The sequence below is a fragment of the Stenotrophomonas sp. TWI1151 genome (genome assembly GCF_039673135.1).
Lineage (GTDB): Bacteria > Pseudomonadota > Gammaproteobacteria > Xanthomonadales > Xanthomonadaceae > Stenotrophomonas.
This window is the reverse complement of record NZ_JBDJLA010000002.1, coordinates 143653-170258: the sequence shown is the minus strand read 5'-3', so window position 1 is coordinate 170258 and position 26606 is coordinate 143653. Positions and strand designations below refer to the sequence as shown.

Genomic DNA, 26606 nt, shown 5'->3' with positions numbered 1-26606 from the left:
GGTGTCAGTAATGCCTGCTGAGCTCAGTCAACGTCCATCATCCTCTCCAGTGAATGCAACCGCTGCAGTCGCTGCCGGTGCCGGCGGCATACCACCCAGGCTGCGCCCGCAAACACCCCTACGACGACGGCATTGACCACGATGTTCAAGGCCCATGCCGCAGGGGGTGCAACCTGCACCATCGGCATCCGCCCCTGCGCCGTGAACAATGCCCAGAGCGTCATCGCCGTCCACAGCGCCACACTCACCCATGTCGACACGCGCCAGATACGGAGCGCCGTGCGTGAGCGCTCAGCTTCGAACGCCATCAGCGCGCGTGCATCGAGTGCCTTCGCGTACCACTGGCGTCGGCGTTGCCACAGCGTCCAGCCCGTCATGGCGATGATCAGCCCGATCAGGAACCACACCAGTCCGGCGGGCACAGGCAGTCGCTCACCCAGTGACAATGCCCGGACGCAGTTGGCAAGCGACAGTACTGCCAGGACCACCTCAACACTCCAGACCATGCGCAGGCGGCGGCTCCGGCGATGCACCTCGCGCTGAAGTACCTGCACATCGGGCACTCCGCTGGGCTGGGCCTGCCAGCGCATCGCAAGTGCATCCCACCCCGTGTTCTCGTCGTCGATCGCGGTCATCGCGAAGCTCCCATCAGATCTCGCAGCATTCGCCTGGCGCGGCTCAACCGCTGCGCGACCGCATTCTCTTCCAGCCCCAGCGCTTCGGAAATCTCGCGGTGGGCGAATCCCTCCAACGCGAGGGACACGACCTGCCGGTAGCCGAGTGGCAGACTGAGAACGGCAGTCAGCAGGCCATCGCGCTGCTGTTGTGCTTCGGCATGGCGCAGCGGATCGGCATGCGGATCGGGCCAGGTCTCATCCAGATCACTGGCAGACAGGCGCTGCTCCTTGGCGAATACATCGACGCAGCGGTTGTGGGCAACACGTGCGACGAAGGCACGCAACGAGCCGTCGCCACGCCAGCGCGGGAGCGCCTGCCATACCGCGATGCTGACTTCCTGGAGGAGATCATCGCGGCGGGCGATATCGCGCGTGTAGCTGTGGGCCAGTCGGCTCAGCATCGGCCAGTGCTCACGAAGGATGGACTGCAGGTCAGCGGCGGTCGGCAGCGGCAAGGCGGCGGCTCAGTCAGCGGCAACGGAATCAAATGCATCGCGGTAGGCCCAGTAGCCCACATACCCCAGCTGCAGCAACGGCAACAGCAACCACGGCTGGAACACCACGCTGCCAACCAGCAGGATCGATAGCGCAAGGTACACCGCAAGCGGCCGCCAGCCCACGTTAAGCAGCCGGAGGTTCTCGTGCAATGCCTCCACCACTCCTGCATGCTCCAGCACCACCCGCGGCGCGGTGAAGAACAGCAGCATGCCCGGCAGCGTCCCCGCCGCGAAGACGGTGGCCAGCTGCAGGCGGGTCAGCTGGGTGACCACCGCCGGATCCCCCGTCGCCACGCCGAGCGCCACCGACGGCCCGACCCACATCCACAGCAGCGCGATCTGGAAGGCGAACACACTCGCTGACAACACAGCCAACTGCAGCAGACGGCCGCGCAGCCGGAACGTCCGGGCCATGCCTTGCCTTATGGCGAAGCGGCCATTGCGCACACGCTGGTCCAGGACGATCAGGCACCACACCGATGCGACCGGCACCACGAACTTGGACAGCACCACGCCGGCCACCGGAATGGACACCTGCAGGACGAGTTCGAGCGCCATCGGCACCAGGGACAGCCCGAACCAGCGTATCGGCGCCTGCCGGTACATGCGCCAGGCTGCGGCCCACCAGTGCCACATGCGACGGGCGGACCAGGCGCTTGCGTGAGGTGACGGCAGAACGGTGTCAGGGGTAAGCATGCGGCTCTCCATGTGGGCGTGCGTCCTTTAGAAGACCGTCAATGCGTGGAAAACCTGACAGATGGTCTGGATCACTAGGCCCAGAGGTCAGTCGTGATGCTTCCGGCTGGCATGCGCCGCACTCTGCTGGCGGCACCCACGTCATTCTCCCGTACGACGTCATGGAGCATTTCAGCGACTGCAACCGCGCGGAGGTGATGCTCGGCAGAAGCGCGTTCCCGTGGTGCCATGAACTACAACTTCTTGCATGGTGAGCGCGCCGGCAAACTGCCAACCTGCCTGGTTTTCCACACGCTGACATGAGCATGACGAATGCACCTGCCATGGTGAAGATCGACTCGATGGGGACATCGGCCTGGTACACCGTCCCCCTTGAGGCAGCCCGCTTGCGATGAAGATCATGGCATTCGGCGTGCTCGTCCTCTTGTTTCTGGCGCCGGTCATACAGTGGCAACGACGGCGTGACGCCCGTCATTTCTTCGAACGGTTATGCGAGCAGGCACCCCTGCGTGTGCTGTCGGTCAAAGAGCGCGCCGCCCTGGCGCCGCTCCATGCCTGCCTTGACCTCACCGTGGATGCCGAGGTGCGCGCACTGAGCGGCCCCCATATCCGCGAAGTGTTGCGCAACCGGGGTATCTCATTCGTGCGGGAGAGCGTGGGCGGCGTGGACGTACTGCTGCCCTTTGATGCGGCGGACCACCTGGCCGAGCAGAACACCGCAGAGGTCGTTCTGGGGCCGGGCTATGCGATCGTGGTGCGGCTCAATGCATTCGATATCACCACAGCAGGGTCACGCGCGCTACGGACGCCCGCACGACACGTGGGCGAGCGCATGGAGCATCCGGAGGAACGCCGGCTCCGTCGCCGCCCCGGTACGCCGTGGGCGGCTGCCGGGTTGGCCCTGCTGGCCAATGCCTGCGGCGTGGCCCTGCTCTGGGACAACGGCCCGTGGGCCTGGGGCGTGCTGGGTGCAGGACTGGCCTTGATGCTGTTGTCGGCCGGCTTCTATCTGCGTCGGCAGGTTGGTCCGGCTGCCCTTCAGCCAATCGACCGGGTGCATGGTCGCCTGAACCGCTTGCAGCTTCTGCGCCCCGGCGATCCTGCGGGCACCGGATGTCACGTGTTGATCGGCAACGACCAGCGGATTCGCCCCTGCCACGACTGGAACGAATCGAAGGGACTGCAGGCGGGTCACCCAATCGAAGCCGAGATATACCGGCACAGCCGGCGCGTACTGTCCCTGGGTCCGGGCTGGTCGATGCTGGATGAGCATCGTCGATATCCACCAGTGCCGCTGGCGCGGCATGCCCTGATGCTCGCGGTAGCGCTGGTGTCGCTGTGCCTTGCGCTGAGTGCCAGCGATGGCCCCACCTACGAAGTGCAGCGCGCGATGCGATTGTTCTCGGCGCACCAGCTCCGTACCGATGCTGACCCCGGCAGCCTGCTGCAACGCCCTCCCGCCATCGGCGATGGTGTGCACCTGCGCGTGCGCGCAACGTGCGAGTTGGTGCCTCAGCAACGGCACGGCCATACCGTGGCCACCGCCGACTGCGACCGGGTCCGCTGGGGAGTGCCCCAGGTGCCGATGGCTGAACTGGAGATCGCAGAACCGATCCTGAGATTGGGGTCCTACGATACGCAGCTGCGTACGCAGTACGCCGGGACCACCGATCTGTTGGCACCCTTTCGCCAGGTAACCGGACTCGGCGACCTGCTGGAGCGCGTCGATGCCGCGTGCGTGCAGGGCCTGGATGCCTGCGGCGACCTTCAGTCAACGTTGCTGCGTCTGCTGTCCTGGCAGAGCGATCACACCGCGCATGGCGATCATGACTGGGCCTCGCTCATGCGCGCCGCCCGTCTCGCCAGCGATCAGGCGGGTCAGGAGGGCCTGACGTTTCCCAGCCACGTGATCAGAAAGATCAACACTGCGGTCGAGCAGGCGGCCGATGCGCATGTGCTGTCGCGGTGGGCGGCGCAGACGCCTGCGCTGCTCGCACAGCAGCAGGACGGCGTGGTCCTGGTGACGGCTTCGCCGGGTGAGTTCCACTCTGTCGGCGACGCTTGGCTCGGCACGGCGCATGACCAGTGGAAGCGCATGCGCGCCACCGCGACCATCGCTCGACCGGTCACCGTCTCTGGCACGGTCACTGCGCGTATCCACGATGGGCGCACGCAGTGGCTGGAGATTGATCCGACCGAGCCCTCCGATGCAGCCATCGCCGGGCTGGGCCGTTGCGCATGGCTGCTGGCAGCGCTGCTGCTGATGCTGTTCCACGCGGTACAGTGCGTGCGCTACGTGCCACGGGCCATCGCACGCCGCAGCGCGCTGGACGCGGACATCCTCCAGCGGCCAGCGCCGATGCACCGCTGGTCGCCCTGACCGATCAGGGCTCCGGCAGCACCGGGCACCCACCCTGCTGCGCACACACCTCCTGCGCGCGACGCTGCTCTTCGTCGGTCAGCTCCGGCGGTGGGCGGGCGCTCGCGGACTGGATCTGGTCGGGTCCGCCGGTAAGTTTGTTCACGCCCTGCGCAGCGGCGGCCAGCCCCTTGTTGATGCCCATCATCAGATAGCCACCGCTCATGCTGACCTGCTCCGGCGAGGGTGGTTCGCTCCAGGTGCGGCTGAAGCGGTTGGGCTGCACCTGTACCGGATTCTTGAAGCGGTACAGGTCCAGCGGTTCGTCGTCGGGCTTGAGGGCGCGCACCTCGCCCAGCGTGGTGACATCCCCCTGCGTTGTCGGGGGCGGCGGCTCCACGGGTTCGGGTGGCGCCACCTGCTGTGCCTGCGCGGCGGCGGCCAGCAGCAGGCTGGCCAGCAGAACTGCACCTTGGTGTCCACGTAATGCCACTGCGGCGCCATCCTTGTGTGTGCGGGCTCCCTCAAGCATACGGACGCCGCCTTCAAATTTCGTTGCTGGCAGCTGTCCAGATAGCGCGGGCGGGCACTGAACCATTCACCGGCCTGCATCGCGATGTCTCAGACATTGAGACGCGGTCATGTTTCCATAGCGTCCTTTGCAGACCGTTGTGACCATGGCTTACGAACTCGCCAAGCGCACCGAGGACGCCGAGCGCAACCTCGCCACCACCGATGGGCTGCCCTCGCGCGATGGCGCGCTGCTGACTGCGCGCCTGCAGCGCCGCTACAACGACCGCATCACCGGCAGCTTCACGATTCCCGCCCGCGAGGGCCAGTACGCGCCGATCCCGGCCGATGTCCCCGATGCCCTGGTCAACGCGCTGAAAGCGCGCGGCATCGAGCAGCTGTACAGCCACCAGGCCCAGGCCTGGGAGGCCAGCCAGCGCGGCGAGCACGTGGCCATCGTGACCCCGACCGCCAGCGGCAAATCGCTGTGCTACACCCTGCCGGTGGTCAGCGCCGCGATGCAGGGCAAGGCCAAGGCGCTGTACCTGTTCCCGACCAAGGCGCTGGCCCAGGACCAGGTGGCCGAGCTGCTGGAACTCAACCGTGCCGGCGATCTGGGGGTCAAGGCCTTCACCTTCGATGGGGACACGCCGGGCGATGCGCGCCAAGCGATCCGCCTGCACGGCGACATCGTGGTCTCCAACCCGGACATGCTGCACCAGGCGATCCTGCCGCATCACACCAAGTGGGCGCAGTTCTTCGAAAACCTGCGCTACGTGGTGATCGATGAGGTGCACACCTACCGCGGCGTGTTCGGCAGCCACGTCACCAACGTGCTGCGCCGGCTCAAGCGGATCTGCGCGTTCTATGGCGTGGAGCCGCAGTTCATCCTGTGCTCGGCCACCATCGGCAACCCGCAGGCGCATGCCGAGGCGTTGATCGAGGCGCCGGTAACGGCCATCACCGAATCCGGCGCGCCCAGTGGGCCCAAGCACGTGCTGCTGTGGAACCCGCCCGTGGTCAATGCCGATCTCGGCCTGCGCGCCTCGGCGCGCTCGCAGAGCAACCGCATCGCCCGCATCGCGATCAAATCCGGGCTGAAGACGCTGATCTTCGCGCAGAGCCGGCTGATGGTCGAAGTGCTCACCAAGTACCTCAAGGACATCTTCGATCACGACCCGCGCAAGCCGGCGCGCATTCGTGCCTACCGCGGCGGCTACCTGCCCACCGAGCGGCGCGAGACCGAACGGGCGATGCGCGCGGGGCAGATCGACGGCATCGTCAGCACCTCGGCGCTGGAGCTGGGTGTGGATATCGGCAGCCTGGACGTGGTGATCCTCAACGGCTATCCGGGCAGCGTCGCCGCGACGTGGCAGCGTTTCGGCCGCGCCGGCCGCCGCCAACAGCCCGCGCTGGGCGTGATGGTGGCCAGCTCGCAACCGTTGGATCAGTACGTGGTGCGGCATCCGGATTTCTTCGCCGAGGCCTCGCCCGAGCATGCGCGTACCGCACCGGACCAACCGCTGATCCTGTTCGACCACATCCGCTGCGCCGCCTTCGAGCTGCCGTTCCTGGCCGGCGATCCGTTCGGCCCGATCGACCCGCTGGTGTTCCTGGAAGCCCTGGCCGAGACCGAGGTGGTGCATCGCGAAGGTGACCGCTGGGAGTGGATCGCCGACAGTTATCCGGCCAATGCGGTCAGCCTGCGCTCGGTGGCCGATGGCAACTTCGTGGTGGTGGACCGCAGTGACGGCAAGCAGCAGATCATCGCGGAGGTGGATTACTCCGCCGCTGCGCTGACGCTGTATGAGGGCGCCATCCACATGGTGCAGTCCACCCCCTACCAGGTGGAACGGCTGGACTGGGAAGGCCGCAAGGCCTACGTCACCCGCACCCACGTGGACTACTACACCGACAGCATCGACTTCACCAAGCTCAAGGTGCTGGACCGCTTCGACGGCTGCATCGCCGGGCGTGGCGATTCGCACCATGGCGAGGTGCACGTGGTGCGGCGCGTGGCCGGCTACAAGAAGATCCGCTATTACACGCACGAGAACATCGGCTACGGCCCGGTCAACCTGCCCGACCAGGAGCTGCACACCACCGCGGTGTGGTGGCAGTTGCCGCAGGCGCTGCTGCTGACCGCGTTCGACAGCAAGCAGGAAGCGCTGGATGGCTTCCTCGGCGCGGCCTACGCGCTGCACATCGTCGCCACGGTGGCGGTGATGGCCGATGCGCGCGACCTGCAGAAGGCGGTTGGCAATGGTGACGGCGCGTGGTTCGCGGTGGCCGACCAGAGCGGCCGCGGTCAGCTGCGGGGTGCCGAGTTCGACGCCAGCGCGATCGAGCTGCAGCAGCAGTTCGTGCCGACGGTGTATCTGTACGACAACTTCCCCGGCGGTGTGGGCCTGAGCGAACCGCTGTGGCTGCGCCAGGCCGAGCTGCTGCTGCGCGCGCGCGAGCTGGTGCAGGGCTGTGACTGCAAGGCCGGCTGCCCGGCCTGCGTGGGCCCGGTACTGGCCGGCCAGGAAGACGATGCCACCACGCCCAAGGCGCTGGCGTTGAAGGTGCTGGAGCTGTTCGACAGCGCGGCGTTGCCGTCTGCCGCCGAGCGTGAGCGCCAGAGCGCCGAGATGGTCGCCCCGTGAGCCTGAGCCTGGACAAGCTGCGCCTGCTGCGCAGGCAGGCCGGTGATGCGACGGCGGCGCCTGCCTCTGGTCCGGCCGTCGCCACCGGTGGCGGATCCGGTGCCGTAGTCACGGATGCTCCCGGCGACGCGGTCTCGGCCCCACTCCCGGCTGCAGCCAACGATGCGCGGGCGCGCAAACCCGCACCCACCTCCGTCTTCGGCTGGGTCGAGCAGGAGATCCGCCACAAACCAACCGGTGCCGCCGCGCGCGACACCGCACCGGTCGTTCCGGCCGTCCCCGCGCCCACGCTGCGCAAACCCGAGATAGGTGGCCTGCGCCGTCTGCTCGGGCTGCGCGATCGCAGCCTCGGCACGGCCACCCCGCGCGAGAACGCCAAGGACCGCCATGTGCCCGGCGAGGAAATCGCGCCGGGCCTGTTCCTGATCGAGTCGTTTGTTACCCAGGCCATTCCGACCGAACCTTTGTCGCTGGCGTTTGCCAAGCGCGAGGGCGAGCAGGTGCGGCCGCAGGACCTGCTGTTCTTCGATACCGAGACCACCGGCCTGGCCGGCGGCACCGGCACCCGGGCCTTCATGATCGGTGCCGCGGATTGGCACACCCATCCCGAGCACGGCGATGGCCTGCGTATCCGTCAGCTGCTGATGACCACGATGGCCGCGGAAACCGCGATGCTGCGCGAGTTCGCCGGGTGGCTGCAGCCGAGCACGGTGTTTTCCAGCTACAACGGGCGCTGCTACGACGCCCCGCTGCTCAAGACGCGCTATCGGCTGGCCCGGCAACGCTGCCCGATCACGCCGTTGGATCATGTCGACCTGCTGTTCCCGACCCGCCGCCGCTATCGCGGTACCTGGGAGAATTGCCGGCTGGCCACGATCGAGCGGCAGCTGCTGCAGATCGTGCGCGAGGATGACCTGCCCGGCTCGGAAGCGCCGGCCGCGTGGTTGAACTATCTGCGTGGCGGCAGTGCGGTGAACCTGCGCCGGGTGGCCGAGCACAACCACCAGGACGTGGTGACCCTGGCGCTGCTGATGCGGCGACTGGTGGCCGAGGAACAGCGCGATCGGGAAACCCTGGCGCTGCAGGCCATTGACGCGGTGTAAAGGCCGACCCACGGACACTGCAGGTACTTACCGTGGGAGGACCACCACATGCGTCTGAACCTTCTGTTCGCCCTGGGCTGTGCCCTGCCACTGGCCGCCTGCAGCCCTCCGGCCAAGACCGCCGCGACGCCGCCGGACAGCCCGACCTCGACCGCCCCGCCTGCGGTAGCCGGCAGCGCCTCCCAATGCGACCCGGAAAAGCTCACCGGCCTGACCGGGCAGACTGCCACCGAGGCGGTGATCCAGAAGGCGGTGAAGGACAGCGGTGCCCGCAATGCCCGCGTGCTCAAGCCGGGCATGGCGATGACCATGGATTTCCGCGAAGACCGGCTCAGCATCGAAGTGGACGAACAGAACAGGATCGTGCGGGCCAACTGCGGCTAATCGGTTGAAGCCGGCGGCCTGGCACGCAGGCCGCCGTGGCGAACGTGGCGATCAGTTGCGCACGCGCTCCGCTTTGCCGCTGGCCAGTGCCTGATCGATCGCGGTGCGCACGTCGCGCACCGCACGCGCCGAGGCCACACTCTGCTGCTGTGCCAGGCGCGCCTGTTCCTTGCCCAGTTCGGCCTGCTCACGCGCCACCAGCGCGATCTGGCGGGCGTCCACCGCCCTGGCTGAGGCGGTACGTGCTTCGCGTGCGGCCTGGCTGGCAGCCGACGCCGCTGCACGTGACTGGCGAGCCCCTTGGCGGGCCGCCCGGTCAGCTTCGACAGCGGCATCCAGACCGGCATCGCGGATCGCGCTGTTGACCACCGCGCTGACATCCACCGAGGCCATTGCATCGGCCGTGATCTGCAACGATGCCGCCGCGATCTGTTGACCAATCGCCGCTTGGCGGTTGCCCAGCTCGGCCTGCGCCGTTCCCAGCGCGGCCACTTCCGTCTGGGTGTGTCCCAGCGCTTTGAGCACCGCCGGATCGCGGATCAGATAGCGGTCCTGGCCGCGGCGCACCCACAGCGCCGGTTGATCGTTGCCGGCATCGCGTCGTGCCTGCTTGAGATCAGCGACGGAGGCATCGACGAAATTGCTCTCGCCGCCAATCAACACGAAGGCCTGCGCGGGTTGACGCGTGATGTTGAGTTTACCGTGGGTCACGAAGCTCACGTCGTCAGCCAGGGCCTCGGGCGGCGCCGGTGCGCGCGGTGCAGCAGGGGCCTGCGGGGGCTGCGGGGCGGATACCGGCGGTGGCGCCGGCGGCGGTTCGGGTGCCGGGGCCGGTGGCGCGGGCGGGGCGGGCGCGGTCGGCGCGACCGGTGCCTGGGGTGCGGCCGGCGGCGGCGGTGCAGCCACCAGACGCAACGGTGCAATACCGATCACCACGAACAGCGCGGTGATTGCCAGCGAGGCCACGCGCGGGACGCTGCGGGTCTGCTGCAGCGTTCGCAGCCGGCGCTTGAGACTGCGCAGGTTCGGCGAGGCGCTGGCCACGCCGACGGCGGGACGGGGCGCCACACCCAGCTGCACCAGCAGGCGACCGTAGTCATGGCGGCAGTGATCATGCCCGGCCACCACCGCCCCATCGCAGGCTTCTTCGCGAGCCAGCGCATATTCGCGGGCCGCCACGTGGACCAGCGGATGGAAGAAGAACAGATGCTGCGACAGCGCTGGCAGCAACCCCCACCACAGGTCACGGCGCTGCAGATGGATCAGTTCGTGGGTCAGCGCCATGTCCAGATCGTCCGCCGACATCGTCGGCAGCTCGCGGGCCGGCAGCAGCAGCACCGGCCGCCACGGGCCGATCAACTGCGGCGACCGGATCTGCGCGGAAAGCTTCAGCTGAGGTGAGCGCCGCAGGCCATGCGCTTCGGCGGCCAGTTGCAGCGCCTGCTGCAGGCCGGCGTCGGTGCACTCGGTGGCGCTGCGCACCAGCGCGCGGCTGGCGCGGTAGCCGCGCAGGCTGTGCATCAGCATCAGCAGCACACCGGCAGCCCACGCGGCCAGCAGCAGCAAGGGCCAGGAGGCTGTCATCGTCGCCGACTCGAGCGCCGTGGCGGCGTACGTGACCGGCGCGGCCTGCACGGCGGCGTCGAACGCGGGCAGCGCCATCGCCGGTGCCGTCACCGCCGCCGGGGCCGGCAACACCGCCAGTTCCAGCGGGCTGCTCCAGAGCAGGCCGAGCACGGCCTGCGCGGCCACCAGCCACCACAGCCGGCAACGGGTGGCGGACGGCAGCTGCGGCAGCAGCCGGCACACGCCCCACACCAGCGCCACCAGCACCGCACTCTGTAGGCTGGTCCAGCCCAGGCGCATCAGCACTTCACTCATCATCATGTCCATGACTCAGCCCTCCCGCTTGCGTGACTGCAACTGTGCGACCAGCGCTTCCAGCTCGGCCAGTTCCTGATCGCTGACATCCACCTTGTGCGACATGAACGCCACGAACGGCGAGACCGAGCCCTGCAGCGTCTTCTCCACGAAGCTGGCCACGGCGCCCTGCACCACGCTGTCCTGGCCGCTTGTGGTGGCATAGCGGTAGACACCGTCCACCTGCTTGCGGCTCAGGTACGACTTGGCGCGCAGGCGCTCCATCATGGTCAGCACGGTCGAGCGTGCCAGCCCGCGCGGCTCCCCGAAGCCGGTGGCGACCTCCCCGACACTGGGGCGGTCCTGTTCCGCGATGTACTGCAGCAGGGCCAGTTCCTGGTCCCCGATCGTCTTGCCGCGCATGACGCTCTCCCTATGACTACACGTGTCGCTACCGTGCCAGTGACTACAGGTGTCGTCAAGTGCCGGATGGAGGGTGCCGACGAACGGTAGGCGGCGCAGGGGACAGCCCGTGGGCCTTAAACCTTTTCGCCCCGGCCCGCATCCAAGCCTTCGAGCTGCCGCAGTCCGCCGTGGCATCGCGCCCGCCTCGCCAAGGACCCACCGCATGCGTTCCACCCGTCGCGTGATCATGATCGTCGCCCTGTTGTTCCCGCTGGCCGTGCACGCCCAAGCCGGCAACGTGGACACCGCCAACCAGCAGACCCGGCAGTTCATCGGCCAGACCATGGATGCGCTGCGTATTCCCGGGCTGCAGATCGCCGTGGTCCAGGACGGGAAAGTGGTGCTGTCCGAAAGCCACGGGCTGGCCAATGTCGAGAACAAGCTGCCGACCACGCGCGCCACGCGTTTTCCGCTCAACTCGGCGACGAAGTCATTCACCGCGGTGGCGATGATGCAGCTGGCCGAAGCAGGCAAGGTGAACCTGGATGCGCCGATCTCGGCCTATCTCGCCGACCTGCCCGACGCGTGGCGCGGGGTGCGGGTGCGCCAGTTGCTGGCACATACCTCAGGACTGCCGGACATTCTGGATGCACAGGGCCTGCTCGGCGGCGGGACCGAGGCGGCCGCCTGGACCGCCGTGACGCAACGCCCGGTAGACGCTGCGCCCGGCACCCGCTTCACGTACAACCAGACCAACTACGTGCTGCTGGCACGAATCATCGCCGCACAGTCCGCGATGCCGTACGACCGCTACGTAGCCACGCGCCAGTTCGATCTGGCCGGGATGCCGTCATCCACGTTCGGCGACAGCTACGACCTGATCGCCAACAGCGCCACGATCTACAGCTGGTTCCCGCGCCGCACCGATGCGCCGGACGCCGCGCCACGGCTCTCGCACTGGTTCTACGACATGCCCCCCGGGGTGTGGGCTGGCGGCGGCATGCTGACCACTGGCGACGACGTCGCGCAGTGGCTGGTCGCGTTGACCGGCAACCGCTTGGTCAACGCCGCCAGCACCCGCCGGATGTGGACCCCGGAACGGCTCAATGACGGCAGCGACGGCGCATGGGGGGCCGGCTGGGCGGTGCTGCAACGTGCACCGCAGCGCCAGGTGGCCGGCATGGGCGGTGCACGCTCGGCCTTCATCGTCTACCCCGACCAGGGGCTGGCCATCGTGGTGCTGACCAACCTGGTCGGGGCCAACCCGCAGACCTTCATTCCACGGATCGCCGCGTTCTACGGCGTGGACGCGCCCGCGCCGGCGATCAGCCGCGCGGCCCGCCCATCATCGGCAGGATCACGCCGCTGATGTAGCTGGCGGTGATCGGCGAGGCGAGGAAGACGTAGGCCGGCGACAGCTCTTCCGGCTGCGCCGGACGGCCCATGTCGCTGTCCTGGCCGAACTCGGCTACATCCGGCGCCTTCTTGTCGGCCGGATTGAGCGGGGTCCAGACCGGGCCCGGGGCGACCGCGTTGACCCGGATGCCGCGTGGCAGCAGCTGGCTGGCCAGCGCCTTGGTGAAGGCATGGATGGCGCCCTTGGTGGCCGAGTAGTCCACCAGCGATTTGCTGCCGAACAGGCCGGTCTCCGAGCCGGTGTTGATGATGCTCGCGCCTTCGCCCAGGTGTGGCAGCACCGCGCGCGCCATCTGGATGTAGCCGCCGATGTTGGTCTGCAGGGTTTCCTGCAGGTGCTCGTCCTCGAGGTCTTCCAGACGATCGCAATGCAGCTGGAAGGCCGCGTTGTTGACCAGGATGTCGACACCGCCGAAGGCCTTGACGACCTGCTTGACGGCCTTGTTGCAGAACGCCGGATCGCGCACGTCGCCCGCGATCACCACGCAGCGGCCGCCTTCTTTCTCGACGTGCTCGCGGGTGATCTTCGCGTCCTTCTTTTCATCCAGGTGCAGTACCGCCACATCCGCCCCTTCGCGGGCGAACAGCACCGCCACCGCGCGGCCGATGCCGGAGTCGGCGCCGGTGATGATCGCGCGCTTGCCCTTGAGCTTGCCGCTGCCCTGGTAGTCCGGCGCGAGGAAACGCGGGGCCAGCTGCATCTCGTGTTCGTTGCCCGGTTTGGCCAGCTGCTCGGCCGGCATTTTTTCCGGCTGGCGGCGCGTGCCCGCTTGGGTGGCCTTTTTGGCGGCCTTCGTGGTGGGCGCCTTCGCGGCCTTCTTCGCCGCACGCGCGTCCTTGGCCTTTTCCTGGTCCTGCAGACGGCGCTGGCGGGCCGCCACGCGCGCAGCGCGCGGATCGGTGGCGGCGGCCTTGCGGGTCGCGGTTTTGACGACCGGGATACGGGCGCGTGGTTCGGCCGCCGCGGCAGCCGCCTCCGCCGGACGCGGACGCTTGCGGGAAGTGGGGGTCTTGGTGGTCTTACGGGTTTTGGCCGTGGCCATGTTCGACTCCTGTTGCCGGATCAGATGCGTGGGTCTCACGCGGGCGCATGTTCGTCGCGGCGATGGCCGCCGTGGAATGCGCAGCCCCACTATGGTCAACCCGGCGGCCAGGGACGGTGAATGGAGCGTGCTCACACCGTGTAGAGATTCATGCGCCGCATACGGGCACCGATGCACCCTGAGCGCAATTCCCATGGAGTGCGTCGCATGCTTCGTCACCTGTCCGCGGCTGTGGCCGTCCTTGCTTTGTCCGCCTGCAGCAGCACCCCTGTCGCGCAGGTCCAGCCGATCGACGGCGTCATTTCCGGCCAGTGCCACGTGGACAAGGTCCGCGGCGCCGTGGGCCTGGCGGCATCGCAAGCCACGGTCGAGCGTGCCCGCGTGGACAGCGACAGCTTGCAGGTCATCGTCGTGCGCAGCGAGCGTGCCGCAAGTGGCGCCACTGCCAGTGGCGCGGCCAATCCCACACCGGGTGCAGAACAGGGCGGCGAACGGCTGACCATTGAAACCGGTCGTACCAACAACATCACCGCACTCTACTGCGGCTGACCGCTACGCTCATCCCGCGCGGGCACGCCGGACGGTGCGCCGCGCGGCCTTGAGCACTTTCAGCGTGGCCAGTTCCCACTGGCGCTCGCCACGCAGGCCGGCAAGGGCCTTCAATGAGCCGGCCCGCCAGCCATCGAATACGCAAGGATCGATATAGGCCTTGCGGCACACCGACGGTGTGTTGCCCAGCAGGTTGGCGACCTCGCATACCACCTGTTTCTGCAATGCTGCCAGCGCGCGCTCACTGGAGGGTTCGGGCAGCTCGGTCACGGCAAGCTGACGGATCGCCTCCAGCGTGCCGCCCCAGGTGCGGAAGTCCTTGGCGCTGAAATCCTCGCCCATCGCATCGTGCAGATAGTCGTTGACCATGCCCGAGTCCACCGGTTGGACCGCGCCATCGTCATCGCGATACTGGAACAGCGCCTGCCCGGGCAGCTGCTGGCAGCCACGGATCAGCTTGACCAGTTCGCGGTCATCCACATCCACCTCATGCGCCTGCCCGGACTTGCCCCGGAAGCGCATCTGCGCCCGGCCGCCCTTGACCAGCGCGAGGTGGCGGTTGCGTAGCGTGGTCAGCCCGTAAGAGCGGTTGTCACGTGCATAGACTTCATTGCCAACGCGCACCAGCGTCTGTGCCAGCAGCGCCACCACGATCGCCAGCACCTTGTCGCGTGGGAAGCCGGGCAGCTTCAGATCGCGGCGCAGGCGCCGGCGCAGCGTGGGCAGGGCGGTACCAAAGGCAATGATGCGATCGAACTTGCCATCGCCCCTCACCCGCGCCCAATCGGCGTGGTAGCGGTACTGCTTGCGTCCGCGCGCGTCCCGCCCAGTGGCCTGCAGATGGCCGTTGGGCAGTGCGCAGATCCAGACATCGGTGTACGCCGGCGGGATCGCCAGCGCGCGGATCCGGGCCAGGGTGGCGGCATCGCGGATCGCCGCGCCATCGGCATCGCGGTAGGCAAAGCCCTTGCCGGCCTTGCGGCGGGCAATGCCCGGCAGTTCATCGCTGACATAGCGCAGGCCGGCCTGGCGGGCGGCGGCGGCTTCGGGGGTAGTGGTGCGGCTCGGGCTCATGGACGCGGCGCGGATCAGGGAAACGCAGTGTTACCGCTGCCGGTGCGGCGCCGCGTCAATAACGCAACACAAACACCTCACGCCGCGCTTGGCGATATCCTCCAGTGTTTACTGGCTCGCTTTCTGGAGTACCGATGTCGTCCCTGTCGTTCCGCCGCGTGCGGCGTTCTTTCGGGCTGATTGCCCTGTTCCCCGCCCTGCTGGTCCTCGGTGCGTGCAGCGCCCCGCCGATGGACGAGCAGGAGGCCGTCGCCACCCATGCGCAGAAGGCGGCCGAAGCCGCCGCCGCGCCGACCGACGAAGCCGGCAAGGCGACCGAAGCGCCGCCGGTCGGCAGCTGCGATGCCACCCAGGTGCAGAGCCTGGTCGGCCAGCCCTATACCGCCGAGCTCGGCAGCCAGGCCCAGCAGGATGCCGGCGCCACCAGCGTGCGCGTGCTCAAGCCGAACGACATGACCACGATGGAGTTCATCGGCGAGCGTCTGAACGTGGAAGTGGATGCCAAGAACGTGGTGGCTGGCGTCCGCTGCGGCTGAACAGGCGACGGAGAAAACCCCTGAAACACAGGGGTTTGGTTGCGCCTGCAACCGTGTATTGCGGCGTTGCAGCAACTATGCTCTAGTCGAGTCATCCGGTGCCTCCAGATGCGCTCAACGGATTGAGCGGGGACGAGTGTCGCCGCTCACCCGACATTGAGGCAGAGATGGCCCCCCGCAACCGCCAAGGGCTTTACGACCCGCAAGATGAGCGAGATGCCTGTGGTTTCGGCATGGTCGCCCAACTCGACGACCAGCCGTCCCGACTGCTGGTCGACACGGCTATCGCCGCACTCTCGCGCATGACCCACCGCGGCGGCGTCGCCGCCGACGGTGTCACCGGTGACGGCTGCGGCCTGTTGCTGCGCCGTCCCGACGTGTTCCTCAAGGCGCTCGCCGCCGAGGCCGGCCTCACCCTTGGCGCGCGGTTCGCCGCCGGCGTGGTGTTCCTGCCGCACGACCCCACCGACGCACAGGCCTGCCGCGACACGCTGGAACAGCAGCTGCGCGACGCCGGCTGCCAGCCGGTCGGCTGGCGCGTGGTGCCGACCGACCCCAGCGTCTGTGGCCAGCTCGCCCGTGACACGCTGCCGCATATCGAGCAGGTGTTCGTCGATGCCGGTGCCACGCAGGACGAGGCCGCCTTCACCCTGGCCCTGTTCCTGGCCCGCCGCCGCAGCGAGCAGCAGCTGCGCGAGCACGCCGATTACTACGTCACCACGCTCAGCCCGAATGCGATCAGCTACAAGGGCATGGTGCTGCCGGACAAGCTGAGCCGCTTCTACGTGGATCTGCAGCGCAACGATCTGGCCTCCAGCGCCATCGTGTTCCATCAGCGCTTCTCCACCAACACGCTGCCGCGCTGGCCGCTGGCGCATCCGTTCCGGATGCTCGCCCACAACGGCGAGATCAACACCATCGAGGGCAACCGCCGCTGGGCGCAGGCGCGCAGCAAGGTGTGGAAGACCCCGCGCTTCGACATCGGCGAGTTCGACCCGGTGATCTCCATGCATGGCTCGGACTCGCAGAGCCTGGACAACATGCTGGAGCTGATGGTCAGCGCCGGCATGGACCTGATCCAGGCGCTGCGCATCCTGGTGCCGCCGGCGACCCAGTCGCTGGAGTTCAAGGACCCCGACCTGGCCGCGTTCTACGAGTTCTACGGCCTCAACAGCGAACCGTGGGACGGCCCGGCCGGCATCGTGGCCTGCGATGGGCGCTATGCCGCCTGCACGCTGGACCGCAACGGCCTGCGCCCGGCGCGCTGGATGCTCACCTCCGACCGCCACTTCCTGGTCGCCTCCGAAGCCGGTGTGTGGGAAGTGCCGGCCGAGCGCGTGGTGCGCAAGGGCAAGCTGGGGCCGGGCGAGATGATGGCCATCGACCTCAAGCGCGGTGACCTGCTCGACTCGGACGCCATCGACCGCATCAACCGCGGCCGCGCACCGTACAAGCAGTGGCTGCAGCAGGGCGTGACCTACCTGCAGACCGAGCTGATCGATCCGTCACTGGTGGAAGAGCCGTTCGACGAGCGCACCCTGCGCAGCTATCACAAGCTGTTCCAGCTGAGCACCGAAGAGGTCGAGCAGATCCTGCGCCCGCTGGCCGAAACCGAGCAGGAAGCCACCGGCTCGATGGGCGATGACACGCCCATGGCCGTGCTCAGCCAGCACAGTCGCCCGCTCTACGACTACTTCCGCCAGGCGTTCGCGCAGGTCACCAACCCGCCGATCGATCCGCTGCGCGAAGACTGCGTCATGTCGCTGTCCACCCAGCTCGGCAAGGAGACCAACATCTTCCATGCCGGTGCGGAGACGGTGAACCACGTCATCCTCAATTCGCCGGTGCTCAGCCAGCGCAAGCTGCGCCAGCTGATCAAGATGGAGCAGTACGCCGACAAGAACCGGCTGATCGATCTGTCCTACAGCCTGGACGAAGGCCTGAAGGCGGGCATCGAGCGCATCTGCGCCGAGGCCGAGGCGGCCGCCCGCGAGGGCATCGTGATGCTGCTGCTGAGCGACCGCTACCCGGTCGCCGACCGGCCGATGGTGCATGCGTTGCTGGCCACCAGCGCGGTGCACCATCACCTGTCCAACGCCGGGCTGCGCTGCGACGTCAACCTGATCCTGGAAACCGGCACCGCGCGCGACGCGCACCACATGGCCTGTCTGCTCGGCTTCGGTGCCACCGCGGTGTACCCGTACCTGGCCTACCAGACCCTGTTCGACCTCGGCCGGCGCGGCATCCTGCAGCTGAGCAAGGGCGGCGAGCAGTCGCAGATCGGCCGCCGCTACCGCAAGGGCATCTACAAGGGCCTGTCCAAGATCATCTCCAAGATGGGCATCTGCACCGTGGCCAGTTACCGCGGCGCGCAGCTGTTCGAGATCGTCGGCCTCGATGACGAGGTGGTCGACCTGTGCTTCCCGGACACCGCCTCGCGCGTGGCCGGCGTGGGCTTTGCGCGCCTGGACGACGAAGCCCGCGAACTCACCGTGCGTGCCTGGAACGACCTGCTGCGCCCGGACGTGGGCGGCGTGCTGAAGTACGTGCACGGCGGCGAATACCACATGTACAACCCGGACGTGGTCATGACCCTGCAGCGTGCCGCGCGCAGTGGTGATGCCGCGGACTGGCAGCGCTACTGCGAGGCCGTGCACGGCCGCCCGGTGTCGGCGCTGCGCGACCTGCTGCAGCTCAAGGCCGCGCCCACGCCCACGCCGCTGGACGAAGTAGCCCCGGCCGAAGACCTGTTCCGCCGCTTCGACACCGCCGCCATCAGCCTGGGCGCGTTGTCACCCGAGGCGCACGAAGCGCTGGCCATTGCCATGAACCGGCTCGGCGGCCGCAGCAACTCCGGCGAAGGCGGCGAAGACCCGGTGCGCTACGGCACCGAGAAGCGCAGCAAGATCAAGCAGGTGGCCTCGGGCCGCTTCGGCGTCACCGCCGAGTACCTGGTCAACGCCGAGGTGCTGCAGATCAAGGTCGCCCAGGGCGCCAAGCCCGGCGAAGGCGGCCAGCTGCCCGGCCACAAGGTCAATGAACTGATCGCGCGGCTGCGCTATGCCAAGCCGGGCATCGGCCTGATCTCGCCGCCGCCGCACCACGACATCTACTCCATCGAAGACCTGGCCCAGCTGATCTACGACCTCAAGCAGGTCAATCCGACCGCGCTGGTGTCGGTGAAGCTGGTCAGCCATGCCGGCGTCGGTACCATTGCCGCCGGCGTGGTGAAGGCCGGCGCCGACCTGATCACCGTGTCCGGCCATGACGGCGGTACCGGTGCCAGCCCGGTCAGCTCGATCCGCTATGCCGGCGTGCCGTGGGAACTGGGCGTGGCCGAGTCGCACCAGGCGCTGGTGGCCAACGACCTGCGTGGGCGCACCCTGCTGCAGACCGACGGTGGCCTGAAGACCGGCCTGGACGTGATCAAGGCCGCGCTGCTGGGCGCGGACAGCTTCGGCTTCGGCACCGCGCCGATGATCGTGCTGGGCTGCAAGTACCTGCGCATCTGCCACCTCAACAACTGCGCCACCGGCGTGGCCACCCAGGACGAGCGCCTGCGCGCGCAGTACTTCACCGGCCTGCCCGAGCGCGTGGAGAACTTCTTCCGCCTGCTGGCCGAGGAAGTGCGGGGCTGGCTGTCCTACCTGGGCGTGCGCTCGCTGGACGAGATCGTCGGCCGCACCGACCTGCTGCTGCAGCTGGAGGTCTCGCCGCGCCCGGGCGTCAAGGTGGATCTGTCGCGCCTGCTCAACCCGGCCGAGTACGCCGGCAGCCACTGCGCCGCGCAGCGCCTGTACGAATCGCCGGACAGCCTGGCCACGCAGATGGACGGCCTGCTGGCCCCGGCCATTGCCGGCAAGCTCGGCGGTGAACACCGCTTCCTGATCCACAACACCGACCGCTCGATCGGCACCCGCCTGTCCGGTGAGATCGCGCGCACGCACGGCAACCAGGGCATGAGTGATGCGCCGCTGACGCTGCGTTTCCGCGGTACCGCCGGGCAGAGTTTCGGTGCGTTCAACGTGGGCGGCCTGCAGCTGGAAGTGGAAGGCGAAGCCAACGATTACGTTGGCAAGGGCATGGCCGGCGGCCGACTGGTCGTGCGCCCGCCGCGTGGCGCGCGCTTCGAAGCACGCAACACCGCGATCATCGGCAACACCTGCCTGTATGGCGCCACTGGCGGCGAGCTGTTCGCGGCCGGGCGTGCCGGCGAGCGCTTCGGCGTGCGCAACTCCGGCGCGCTGGCGGTGATCGAAGGCGCCGGTGACCACTGCTGCGAATACATGACCGACGGCATCGTGCTGGTGCTGGGCAAGGTGGGCCTGAACTTCGGCGCCGGCTTCACCGGCGGCCTGGCCTACGTGCTGGATATCGACCGCGATTTCGTGGACCGCTACAACCACGAGCTGATCGACATCCACCGCATCTCCGCCGAAGGCTTCGAGAACCACCGCCAGCACCTGCATACGCTGATCAGCCGCCACCGCGAGCTGACCGGCAGCATCTGGGCGCAGCAGATCCTCGATGAATTCCGCGATTACGTCGGCAAGTTCTGGCTGGTCAAACCCAAGGCGGCCAGCATCGAATCGCTGACCGAATCCCTGCGCCGCGCTGCCTGACCGGGGTCACGGCGCCAGCCCCACGCCGGCGCTGTACATCCCACCGCTGTAGTGCCGGCCGCTGGCCGGCAACCTCAAATCGTAGTGCCGGCCGTTGGCCGGCAACTCACCACCGCAGGGCCCACCGATGAGCCGCAAGCAAGCTTTCCAGTTCCTCGATCTGCCCCGGACGATGCCGCAGCGCATCCCGGTCGAACTGCGCACCTCCGGCGACTGGGGCGAGCTGTACGGCAAGTTCGGCAAGGAAGACGCGCAGTTCCAGGCCGGCCGCTGCCTGGACTGCGGCAACCCGTACTGCAGCTGGAAGTGCCCGGTGCACAACGCCATCCCGCAGTGGCTGCAGCTGGTACAGGAAAACCGCATCCACGAAGCGGCCACGCTCTGCCATTCCACCAACCCGCTGCCGGAAGTGTGCGGCCGGGTGTGCCCACAGGACCGCCTGTGCGAAGGCAGCTGCACGCTGGAGGAATTCGGCGCGGTCACCATCGGCGCCGTGGAGAAGTACATCGTCGATACGGCGCTGGCCACCGGCTGGCGCCCGGACATGAGCGCGGTGGAAGCCACCGGCAAGCGCGTGGCGGTGATCGGCGCCGGCCCGGCCGGGCTGGCGTGCGCCGACAAGCTGGCGCATGCCGGCATCCAGGCCGTGGTGTATGACCGCTACGAACAGATCGGCGGGCTGCTGCAGTTCGGCATCCCCAGTTTCAAGCTCGACAAATCGGTGATCAGCCGCCGCCGCAACGTGCTGGAGGGCATGGGCGTGCAGTTCCGCCTCGGCGTGGAGATTGGCCGCGATGTGAGCATCGATGCGCTGCTGGCCGAGTACGACGCGGTGTTCGTCGGCACCGGCGCGTACCGCTATACCGATGGTGGCCTGCTCGGCCAGGACCTCAAGGGCGTGCTGCCGGCGCTGCCGTTCCTGGTGCAGAACAGCCGCATCGTCAGTGGCAGCGATGCCCACGGCCGGCCGATTGCCGGCTGGGAAGACCAGATCGCCCTGCCCGACCTGGAGGGCAAGCGCGTGGTGGTGCTGGGCGGTGGCGATACCGGCATGGACTGCGTGCGCAGCGCGATCCGCCTGGGTGCGGCCAAGGTGACCTGTGCCTACCGCCGCGACGAGGCCAACATGCCCGGCTCGGCGCGCGAAGTGGCCAACGCCCGCGAGGAAGGCGTGCGCTTCCTGTTCAACCGCCAGCCGCTCTCGATCGAAGCCGGTGCGGACGATGAAGTGATCGGGGTGATGGTGGTGGAAACGCATCTGGACGAACCGGATGCCCAGGGCCGCCGCAACGCAGTACCGATCGAAGGCAGTGAATCGCTGCTGGAAGCGGACGTGGTGATCATCGCCTTCGGCTTCTCGCCGACTGCGCCGGCCTGGCTGACCGAACAGGGTGTGGAAGCCGGCCACAACGGCCGCATCGTGGCCGGTGGCAGCGGCCGCCTGCCGTTCCAGACCGCGCACCCGCGCCTGTTCGCCGGTGGCGATGCGGTGCGCGGTGCGGATCTGGTGGTGACGGCCGTGGCCGAGGGCCGCGATGCGGCCGGCAGCATCGTGCAGCTGCTTTCGGCGTAACGGCGCCCTACCGAAGCGCGCCTCTCAAGCGGCGCGCGGGACCGCAGGTACCGGCGTGTGACGCACGCCGGCGCGCTCGATCTCCAGTGCCATCAGCAGCTCGATGTTGTCCAGCTGGTCGCGGATGCGGCGGTTGCTGACCACATCATCGTGGCCGCGGCCCATGTGCGCATCGAGCATGCGCGCCAGTCCGGCCAGCAGCACCTCGGCATCGGCCCGGGGCGCCTCGCGCAGCACCGTGGCCAGCGCACGGATGCGGCGGCCCGTCTCCAAGGCGGGCGATGATGAGGAGACGATGGGGGAACGGGGGAGGGTCATGGCAGGGGTTTCCTGATTGACGGACGACCACCACTGTCGGATACGGCCCCTCCCGAGACCATGCAACAACTACGAAAGTGCGTGAAGACGCGTGATCTCCATCACTGTTCGATGCTTGCTTCCCCGCAACCTGAGCGGATTACACTGGCGCGGTCTTCCTCTGGACTGCCCTCATGCGCATCGGCTTGGCCGCGAACCGCCTGCATCACCACGACAAGCACGCCGCGCTGTTCCGCTGGCTGCGTGCCAGCGATACCGGCCTGCGCGAACTGGGCGTCGAGCTGCATGCGGTCGGGCGCACCTTCGATGCGATCCAGCGGCTGGGCTTCCTGCAGGACTTCGCCCCGCTGCGCCGCTACCCCAACGGCCGCGAGGGCGGCCTGATGAAGCTGGTCGCCGAGGTGGTCGGGATGGGCACGCCGGAGCGCACGCTGGACGGCGCGATCTACCTGATGGACCCGGTCGATCCGTCCTCGGTCTTTCCCGAAGCGACCGCGCTCAAGCGTCAGTGCGTGATCCACGGTAAACCCTTCATCTCCACCGTCGCCACCGCGCGCGACTGGGTCGAGGTGGAGCGCCTGCATGCTGGCCTGGCGCCGGACCCGGGCGCCGATGACCTGCACGCCTTCGAACAGCACACGCTGGCCCTGATCGCGCATGACGCGATGAAGCCGGCGATGCTGGCCTTCGCCGATGAGCACTTCGCGGTGCTGTCGCGCTTCCGCCGCCGGGTCGGCACCGGCACCACCGGCCAGCGCCTCAACGAACTGGCCTGGAGCCGCGGCTGGCCGCAGGGCGAGGAATGGGTGACGCGCTACCAGAGCGGCCCGATGGGCGGCGATGCGCAGATTGCCGACCGCGTGCTGGAAGGCCACTGCCAGCGCGCGATCTTCTTCGAAGACCCGCACGTGGCCCGCCAGCACGAAGCCGACATCCAGCTGCTGGAGCGTGCGGTCACCACCGTGACCGACCAGGCCGTGTGCATCACCGCGCCGCGCGTGGCGGCGCGCTGGGCGCAGGCCGCCACCGCCCGCGCCACCCGGTAGTACCGACCGTTGGTCGGTACGCCAGACCCCGACGAACCGATGGTCGGCCGATGCGCCACACACCGGTAGGTACCGACCGTTGGTCGGTACGCCAGGATCGCGGGGTTGGATGTCATGCGCAGCCGACCAACGGTCGGCTCTACGGGGTGGGGGTCAGCAGCTGCCGCAGCATGGCCTTCAACCGCCGTCCTTCGGCCTGAAAATAATCGCGCTCCTGCCGCCACGCCGGGAAGCGCTTCTCCACCTCCGCCCAGAACGCCGGCGAGTGATTGGCCTGGATCAGGTGGCAGAGCTCGTGCACCAGCACGTACTCGAACGCCGAAGGCCGCCCCAACACCAGGGCCAGATCCAGCGCCATGCTGCCGTCCGGGGCCAGCGAGCCCCATTGCGAGGACATCACCTTCAGCCGCAGCCGCGCCGGTGCACGCGGCAGGCCGGGCAGGTAACGCGGCAGCCACTGGCCGACATCGGCACGGGTCTGTGCTTCGTAGAACTCGCGCAGGGTGCGGCGCAGCGTGGCATCGGTCCCGCGCGTGGGCCAGTGCAGGCAGGCGCCCTGTTCGTCCACGCGCATGTGCGCGTAGCGGCCGGTTTCCCAGCGCAGCGGCAGCAGCTCACCGCGCAGCGGCAGCACCCCCGCCTCGCCGATCACCAGCGGTGGCGGCAGGTTGGTGGCCTGGTAGCTGCGCAGTTGTTCGGACAACCAGCCGCGATGCTGGTCGAGAAAACGCTCGCCCATCACCAGGCTGGCGCGCGGTGGCAGGGTCAGGCGTACGCCGCGCTCATCGACGCTGAGCTTGATCCGGCGCGCACGCGGATCGCGCACACGCAGGACATCGATCTCGGCATCCTCCAGGCGCAGCCGTACCGTATCGCGCTGCAGCGTGCTGACAGCCGGCGAAATCAGGCGGCGGAGGAATCCGGACATGGGTACAGCATAGCGCCGGCCGTGACCGGCGCATGACTGGGGACTGATCGGAACCGATCAGTCCGCCTTGCTCAGCTTGAACGCCTCTTCCAGCAGCAGGAACAGGCGGCGCACTTCGCCGCTCTGCAGGGCGAAACGGGCATCCAGTTCGGCGCGGCGGCCGTCATCGTCGGCGTGCTCGAGCTGGTCCAGCGCGCCATCCAGGAACTTCAGCTTGCGCACGATCAGGTCGTCGCCCAGCACGAAGGACAGGTTGTCCTCGAAGACCAGGGCCAGCTTGGTCACCTGCTTGCCGGCGTCCAGGTGCTTGTCGATCTCGTCGCAGCGCAGTTCCTGGTGCTGGCACTTGACCACCGCACCGCCCTCGGCCGGGTCCTTCATCTCGCACTCTTCGCCCAGGCTCAGCCCGGTCGGCAGGGTTTCGCCGGCGATCCAGCCGGTGAGGATCGAGCGCGGCGCCACTTCGGCGTTCAGCGGCATCGCCGGGAAGCTGCCGAGCAGGCCGCGGATGTCGGACATCATGTTCTCGCCCTTCTTGCTGCTCGAGCAGTCCACGGCGACGTACCCGTGGGTCAGGTCGATCAGCGCGTCGGTACGCGAGCTCTTCACGAAGGCACGCGGCATCAGCTCGTGCAGCAGATCGTCCTTCATGCGCTTGCGCTCGCGGCCGCCGGGCTTGCGGCCTTCCTTCTCTTCGATTTCCTCGAGCTTGCGCGCGAGCAGGTCGTTGACCACCGCGCCCGGCAGGATCTTGTCCTCACCGCCGACGGTCAGCCACAGCGCATCGCCGACGCGGTGCGAGAACACGGCCTTTTCTTCACGGCCGAACGGCGAGATGAAGCCGCGCGAATTCATTTCAAGCGGACCGACCGGCTTGAGCAGCACCTGCGGCAGCAGGGTGTCTACCTCGGAGAAATCGGTGGCGGTCGGGAAGCGGAACAGCGTCAGGTTGCGAAAGAACATGGACGTCCAGAGTAAGAGCGTGAAAGGGAGGGCGGGCGCACCGGCGTGGCTCAGGCCGGGCCGGAGGCGTCGCCGAGGTCGTGGGCAGTGCCGGCCCAGGCCGGCGGATCGGGCAGCGGGGCCGCCGCGGCGCGCCCCAGTGCCATGAAATCAAACAGGGCCGGATCGGCCAGCTGCGAGGGATGGATGTTACCCAGCGCGCGTGCGATCTGGTCGATGCGCCCGGGCTGCTCGCGCTCCCACTGCTGCAGCATCTGTTCCACCTGGCGGCGCTGCAGGGTGTCCTGGCTGCCACACAGCGTGCAGGGAATGATCGGGAACGCACGCGCCTGCGCGTAGGCGCTGATGTCTGCCTCGCCCACGTAGGCCAGCGGGCGGATCACGATGTGCTGGCCGTCGTCGCTGCGCAGCTTGGGCGGCATCGCCGAGAGCTTGGCGTGGTGGAACAGATTGAGGAAGAACGTGGCCACGCTGTCATCGCGGTGGTGGCCCAGCGCGATCTTGGTGTAGCCGTGTTCGGCCGCATGCCGGTACAGTGCGCCACGGCGCAGACGCGAGCACAGCGAACACATCGTGCGGCCTTCCGGGATCACCCGGCTGACCACCGAATAGGTGTCCTGCTCGATGATCTGGAACGGCACACCGATCGAGGCCAGGTACGTCGGCAGCACCTGCTCGGGAAAGCCCGGCTGCTTCTGGTCCAGGTTCACCGCGACCAGCTCGAACGGTACGGGCGCTTTCTTCTGCAGCTGCAACAGGATGTCGAGCAGGGTGTAGCTGTCCTTGCCACCGGACAGGCACACCATCACTTTGTCGCCCGCCTCGATCATGCCGAAGTCGGCGATGGCCTGGCCGACCTGGCGCCGCAGCTGCCGCGCCAGCCGGTCCTGCACACCGCCGGGCGCACGCGGATCGCGGGCGCGCGGGACGGGATCGGGCAGGCGGATGACAGCAGCGCTCATGCACGCATTCTACCGGCTGCAACGCGCCCTCACAGGGGCCAGGAAGTGACTGCGTTCACTCCCGGCGGTCATCCGGGATGTGTATGCTCGGAGCTTGTGGACACCATGACACCCGCCGATATCACTGCCCGCCTTGCCGTCCTTCGGCAGGAGCATCGTGCGCTGGATGATCAGATCCTGCGCATGGCCGCCAACGGCGACGATGAGCTGGACGCCAAGCGCCTGAAGCGGCGCAAGCTGCAGTTGAAGGACTGCATCGCCAAGCTGGAAGACATGCTGATTCCGGACGAACCCGCGTAGAGCCGACCGTTGGTCGGCTGCCGTTCGTCCCGATCACCGCCCATGTTCCGGGGGGTAGAGCCGACCGTTGGTCGGCTGCCGTTCGTCCCGGCGACATGAACCCCTGTCATGTGGCTTCGGACGGTGGTCAACGTCGG

Annotated in this window: 23 protein-coding genes; 11 read left to right on the top strand and 12 right to left on the bottom strand. The window is 68.1% G+C overall.

Annotation, left to right across the window (positions count from 1 at the left end):
- Positions 1-23: 23 nt before the first annotated feature.
- From ABE422_RS04895 to ABE422_RS04885, 3 genes are read right to left on the bottom strand one after another with little or no spacing between them, the layout of a single operon-like run.
- Positions 24-635 (bottom strand): hypothetical protein, encoded by a 612-nt coding sequence (locus ABE422_RS04895; protein WP_346482584.1) that lies wholly within the window; start codon positions 633-635, stop codon positions 24-26.
- Positions 632-1132: a sigma-70 family RNA polymerase sigma factor gene (locus tag ABE422_RS04890; RefSeq protein WP_313211196.1), complete on the bottom strand. Its 501-nt coding sequence runs from the start codon at positions 1130-1132 to the stop codon at positions 632-634. Before ABE422_RS04890 ends, ABE422_RS04895 begins: the two co-directional genes overlap by 4 nt.
- Before the next feature lie 9 nt (positions 1133-1141).
- Positions 1142-1870: a hypothetical protein gene (locus ABE422_RS04885; protein WP_313211195.1), complete on the bottom strand. Its 729-nt coding sequence runs from the start codon at positions 1868-1870 to the stop codon at positions 1142-1144.
- A gap of 391 nt (positions 1871-2261) precedes the next feature.
- Here ABE422_RS04885 and ABE422_RS04880 point away from each other — a divergent pair, with 391 nt between their 5' ends.
- Positions 2262-4250, top strand: coding sequence for a hypothetical protein (locus ABE422_RS04880; RefSeq protein WP_346482583.1), 1989 nt, complete (start codon positions 2262-2264; stop codon positions 4248-4250).
- A 4-nt stretch (positions 4251-4254) separates the two neighbouring features.
- On the opposite strand, the gene ABE422_RS04875 is transcribed toward ABE422_RS04880, so the two are convergent.
- Positions 4255-4761 (bottom strand): hypothetical protein, encoded by a 507-nt coding sequence (locus ABE422_RS04875; RefSeq protein WP_313219836.1) that lies wholly within the window; start codon positions 4759-4761, stop codon positions 4255-4257.
- A 145-nt stretch (positions 4762-4906) separates the two neighbouring features.
- Here ABE422_RS04875 and ABE422_RS04870 point away from each other — a divergent pair, with 145 nt between their 5' ends.
- The 3 genes from ABE422_RS04870 to ABE422_RS04860 are packed head-to-tail and all read left to right on the top strand — an operon-like array spanning position 4907 to position 8874.
- Entirely contained in the window at positions 4907-7387 is a 2481-nt protein-coding gene (locus ABE422_RS04870) for a DEAD/DEAH box helicase (protein ID WP_346482582.1), read from the top strand.
- Complete coding sequence (locus ABE422_RS04865) at positions 7384-8490, top strand: ribonuclease H-like domain-containing protein (RefSeq protein ID WP_346482581.1); 1107 nt, start codon at positions 7384-7386, stop codon at positions 8488-8490. The genes ABE422_RS04870 and ABE422_RS04865 overlap by 4 nt, the downstream gene beginning before the upstream one ends.
- A gap of 48 nt (positions 8491-8538) precedes the next feature.
- Positions 8539-8874 carry an I78 family peptidase inhibitor gene (locus tag ABE422_RS04860; protein WP_313211190.1) on the top strand — a complete coding sequence of 112 codons (336 nt, stop codon included), beginning with the start codon at positions 8539-8541 and terminating at the stop codon, positions 8872-8874.
- A gap of 51 nt (positions 8875-8925) precedes the next feature.
- Here ABE422_RS04860 and ABE422_RS04855 read toward each other — a convergent pair whose 3' ends face one another.
- Both ABE422_RS04855 and ABE422_RS04850 read right to left on the bottom strand, forming a co-directional pair.
- Positions 8926-10755 (bottom strand): M56 family metallopeptidase, encoded by a 1830-nt coding sequence (locus ABE422_RS04855; RefSeq protein WP_346482580.1) that lies wholly within the window; start codon positions 10753-10755, stop codon positions 8926-8928.
- A 15-nt stretch (positions 10756-10770) separates the two neighbouring features.
- The gene (locus ABE422_RS04850) at positions 10771-11157 is read right to left on the bottom strand and encodes a BlaI/MecI/CopY family transcriptional regulator (protein ID WP_019184134.1); all 387 of its coding nucleotides are present in this window, start codon (positions 11155-11157) and stop codon (positions 10771-10773) included.
- Between the two features lie 205 nt (positions 11158-11362).
- On the opposite strand from ABE422_RS04850, the gene ABE422_RS04845 reads away from it, so the two are divergent.
- Positions 11363-12508 carry a serine hydrolase domain-containing protein gene (locus ABE422_RS04845; protein ID WP_346482579.1) on the top strand — a complete coding sequence of 382 codons (1146 nt, stop codon included), beginning with the start codon at positions 11363-11365 and terminating at the stop codon, positions 12506-12508.
- On the opposite strand, the gene ABE422_RS04840 is transcribed toward ABE422_RS04845, so the two are convergent.
- Positions 12465-13598 (bottom strand): SDR family oxidoreductase, encoded by a 1134-nt coding sequence (locus tag ABE422_RS04840; protein WP_346482578.1) that lies wholly within the window; start codon positions 13596-13598, stop codon positions 12465-12467. The genes ABE422_RS04845 and ABE422_RS04840 overlap by 44 nt on opposite strands.
- 207 nt (positions 13599-13805) lie before the next feature.
- On the opposite strand from ABE422_RS04840, the gene ABE422_RS04835 reads away from it, so the two are divergent.
- Positions 13806-14147: a hypothetical protein gene (locus tag ABE422_RS04835; RefSeq protein WP_346482577.1), complete on the top strand. Its 342-nt coding sequence runs from the start codon at positions 13806-13808 to the stop codon at positions 14145-14147.
- A gap of 9 nt (positions 14148-14156) precedes the next feature.
- On the opposite strand, the gene ABE422_RS04830 is transcribed toward ABE422_RS04835, so the two are convergent.
- Entirely contained in the window at positions 14157-15221 is a 1065-nt protein-coding gene (locus ABE422_RS04830; protein ID WP_346481142.1) for a DNA topoisomerase IB, read from the bottom strand.
- 134 nt (positions 15222-15355) lie between these two features.
- Between ABE422_RS04830 and ABE422_RS04825 the strand changes: the two genes are divergently transcribed.
- The 3 genes from ABE422_RS04825 to ABE422_RS04815 all read left to right on the top strand — a co-directional run bounded on the left by ABE422_RS04825 (position 15356) and on the right by ABE422_RS04815 (position 21952).
- Positions 15356-15757 (top strand): I78 family peptidase inhibitor, encoded by a 402-nt coding sequence (locus ABE422_RS04825; protein WP_313211184.1) that lies wholly within the window; start codon positions 15356-15358, stop codon positions 15755-15757.
- A 167-nt stretch (positions 15758-15924) separates the two neighbouring features.
- Entirely contained in the window at positions 15925-20379 is a 4455-nt protein-coding gene (gltB, locus tag ABE422_RS04820) for a glutamate synthase large subunit (RefSeq protein WP_346482576.1), read from the top strand.
- A gap of 127 nt (positions 20380-20506) precedes the next feature.
- Positions 20507-21952 (top strand): FAD-dependent oxidoreductase, encoded by a 1446-nt coding sequence (locus ABE422_RS04815; protein ID WP_313211182.1) that lies wholly within the window; start codon positions 20507-20509, stop codon positions 21950-21952.
- Between the two features lie 24 nt (positions 21953-21976).
- On the opposite strand, the gene ABE422_RS04810 is transcribed toward ABE422_RS04815, so the two are convergent.
- A complete protein-coding gene (locus tag ABE422_RS04810; protein ID WP_313211181.1) occupies positions 21977-22270 on the bottom strand; it encodes a hypothetical protein in 294 nt (97 codons plus the stop codon).
- Between the two features lie 173 nt (positions 22271-22443).
- On the opposite strand from ABE422_RS04810, the gene ABE422_RS04805 reads away from it, so the two are divergent.
- Positions 22444-23316, top strand: a complete 873-nt coding sequence (locus ABE422_RS04805) for a methylglyoxal synthase (RefSeq protein WP_313211180.1) — start codon at positions 22444-22446, stop codon at positions 23314-23316.
- Between the two features lie 139 nt (positions 23317-23455).
- On the opposite strand, the gene ABE422_RS04800 is transcribed toward ABE422_RS04805, so the two are convergent.
- Genes ABE422_RS04800 through ttcA form a run of 3 tightly spaced genes read right to left on the bottom strand, consistent with a single transcriptional unit; the run spans position 23456 to position 26169 of the window.
- Positions 23456-24244, bottom strand: coding sequence for a SprT family zinc-dependent metalloprotease (locus ABE422_RS04800; RefSeq protein ID WP_313211179.1), 789 nt, complete (start codon positions 24242-24244; stop codon positions 23456-23458).
- A 57-nt stretch (positions 24245-24301) separates the two neighbouring features.
- Complete coding sequence (locus tag ABE422_RS04795) at positions 24302-25207, bottom strand: recombination-associated protein RdgC (RefSeq protein WP_313211178.1); 906 nt, start codon at positions 25205-25207, stop codon at positions 24302-24304.
- 50 nt (positions 25208-25257) lie between these two features.
- The gene (ttcA, locus tag ABE422_RS04790) at positions 25258-26169 is read right to left on the bottom strand and encodes a tRNA 2-thiocytidine(32) synthetase TtcA (protein ID WP_313211177.1); all 912 of its coding nucleotides are present in this window, start codon (positions 26167-26169) and stop codon (positions 25258-25260) included.
- A gap of 96 nt (positions 26170-26265) precedes the next feature.
- Between ttcA and ABE422_RS04785 the strand changes: the two genes are divergently transcribed.
- Entirely contained in the window at positions 26266-26469 is a 204-nt protein-coding gene (locus ABE422_RS04785; RefSeq protein WP_313211176.1) for a DUF465 domain-containing protein, read from the top strand.
- Positions 26470-26606 lie beyond the last annotated feature (137 nt).

What these genes read in the sequence shown, in the direction of transcription:
- ABE422_RS04895 (WP_346482584.1), bottom strand. Translation starts at nt 635, where the DNA reads ATGACCGCGATCGACGACGAGAACACGGGGTGGGATGCACTTGCGATG.
- ABE422_RS04885 (WP_313211195.1), bottom strand. Translation starts at nt 1,870, where the DNA reads ATGCTTACCCCTGACACCGTTCTGCCGTCACCTCACGCAAGCGCCTGG.
- ABE422_RS04880 (WP_346482583.1), top strand. Translation starts at nt 2,262, where the DNA reads ATGAAGATCATGGCATTCGGCGTGCTCGTCCTCTTGTTTCTGGCGCCG.
- ABE422_RS04875 (WP_313219836.1), bottom strand. Translation starts at nt 4,761, where the DNA reads ATGCTTGAGGGAGCCCGCACACACAAGGATGGCGCCGCAGTGGCATTA.
- ABE422_RS04870 (WP_346482582.1), top strand. Translation starts at nt 4,907, where the DNA reads ATGGCTTACGAACTCGCCAAGCGCACCGAGGACGCCGAGCGCAACCTC.
- ABE422_RS04860 (WP_313211190.1), top strand. Translation starts at nt 8,539, where the DNA reads ATGCGTCTGAACCTTCTGTTCGCCCTGGGCTGTGCCCTGCCACTGGCC.
- ABE422_RS04855 (WP_346482580.1), bottom strand. Translation starts at nt 10,755, where the DNA reads ATGAGTGAAGTGCTGATGCGCCTGGGCTGGACCAGCCTACAGAGTGCG.
- ABE422_RS04850 (WP_019184134.1), bottom strand. Translation starts at nt 11,157, where the DNA reads ATGCGCGGCAAGACGATCGGGGACCAGGAACTGGCCCTGCTGCAGTAC.
- ABE422_RS04845 (WP_346482579.1), top strand. Translation starts at nt 11,363, where the DNA reads ATGCGTTCCACCCGTCGCGTGATCATGATCGTCGCCCTGTTGTTCCCG.
- ABE422_RS04840 (WP_346482578.1), bottom strand. Translation starts at nt 13,598, where the DNA reads ATGGCCACGGCCAAAACCCGTAAGACCACCAAGACCCCCACTTCCCGC.
- ABE422_RS04835 (WP_346482577.1), top strand. Translation starts at nt 13,806, where the DNA reads ATGCTTCGTCACCTGTCCGCGGCTGTGGCCGTCCTTGCTTTGTCCGCC.
- ABE422_RS04830 (WP_346481142.1), bottom strand. Translation starts at nt 15,221, where the DNA reads ATGAGCCCGAGCCGCACCACTACCCCCGAAGCCGCCGCCGCCCGCCAG.
- ABE422_RS04825 (WP_313211184.1), top strand. Translation starts at nt 15,356, where the DNA reads ATGTCGTCCCTGTCGTTCCGCCGCGTGCGGCGTTCTTTCGGGCTGATT.
- gltB (WP_346482576.1), top strand. Translation starts at nt 15,925, where the DNA reads ATGGCCCCCCGCAACCGCCAAGGGCTTTACGACCCGCAAGATGAGCGA.
- ABE422_RS04815 (WP_313211182.1), top strand. Translation starts at nt 20,507, where the DNA reads ATGAGCCGCAAGCAAGCTTTCCAGTTCCTCGATCTGCCCCGGACGATG.
- ABE422_RS04810 (WP_313211181.1), bottom strand. Translation starts at nt 22,270, where the DNA reads ATGACCCTCCCCCGTTCCCCCATCGTCTCCTCATCATCGCCCGCCTTG.
- ABE422_RS04805 (WP_313211180.1), top strand. Translation starts at nt 22,444, where the DNA reads ATGCGCATCGGCTTGGCCGCGAACCGCCTGCATCACCACGACAAGCAC.
- ABE422_RS04800 (WP_313211179.1), bottom strand. Translation starts at nt 24,244, where the DNA reads ATGTCCGGATTCCTCCGCCGCCTGATTTCGCCGGCTGTCAGCACGCTG.
- ABE422_RS04795 (WP_313211178.1), bottom strand. Translation starts at nt 25,207, where the DNA reads ATGTTCTTTCGCAACCTGACGCTGTTCCGCTTCCCGACCGCCACCGAT.
- ttcA (WP_313211177.1), bottom strand. Translation starts at nt 26,169, where the DNA reads ATGAGCGCTGCTGTCATCCGCCTGCCCGATCCCGTCCCGCGCGCCCGC.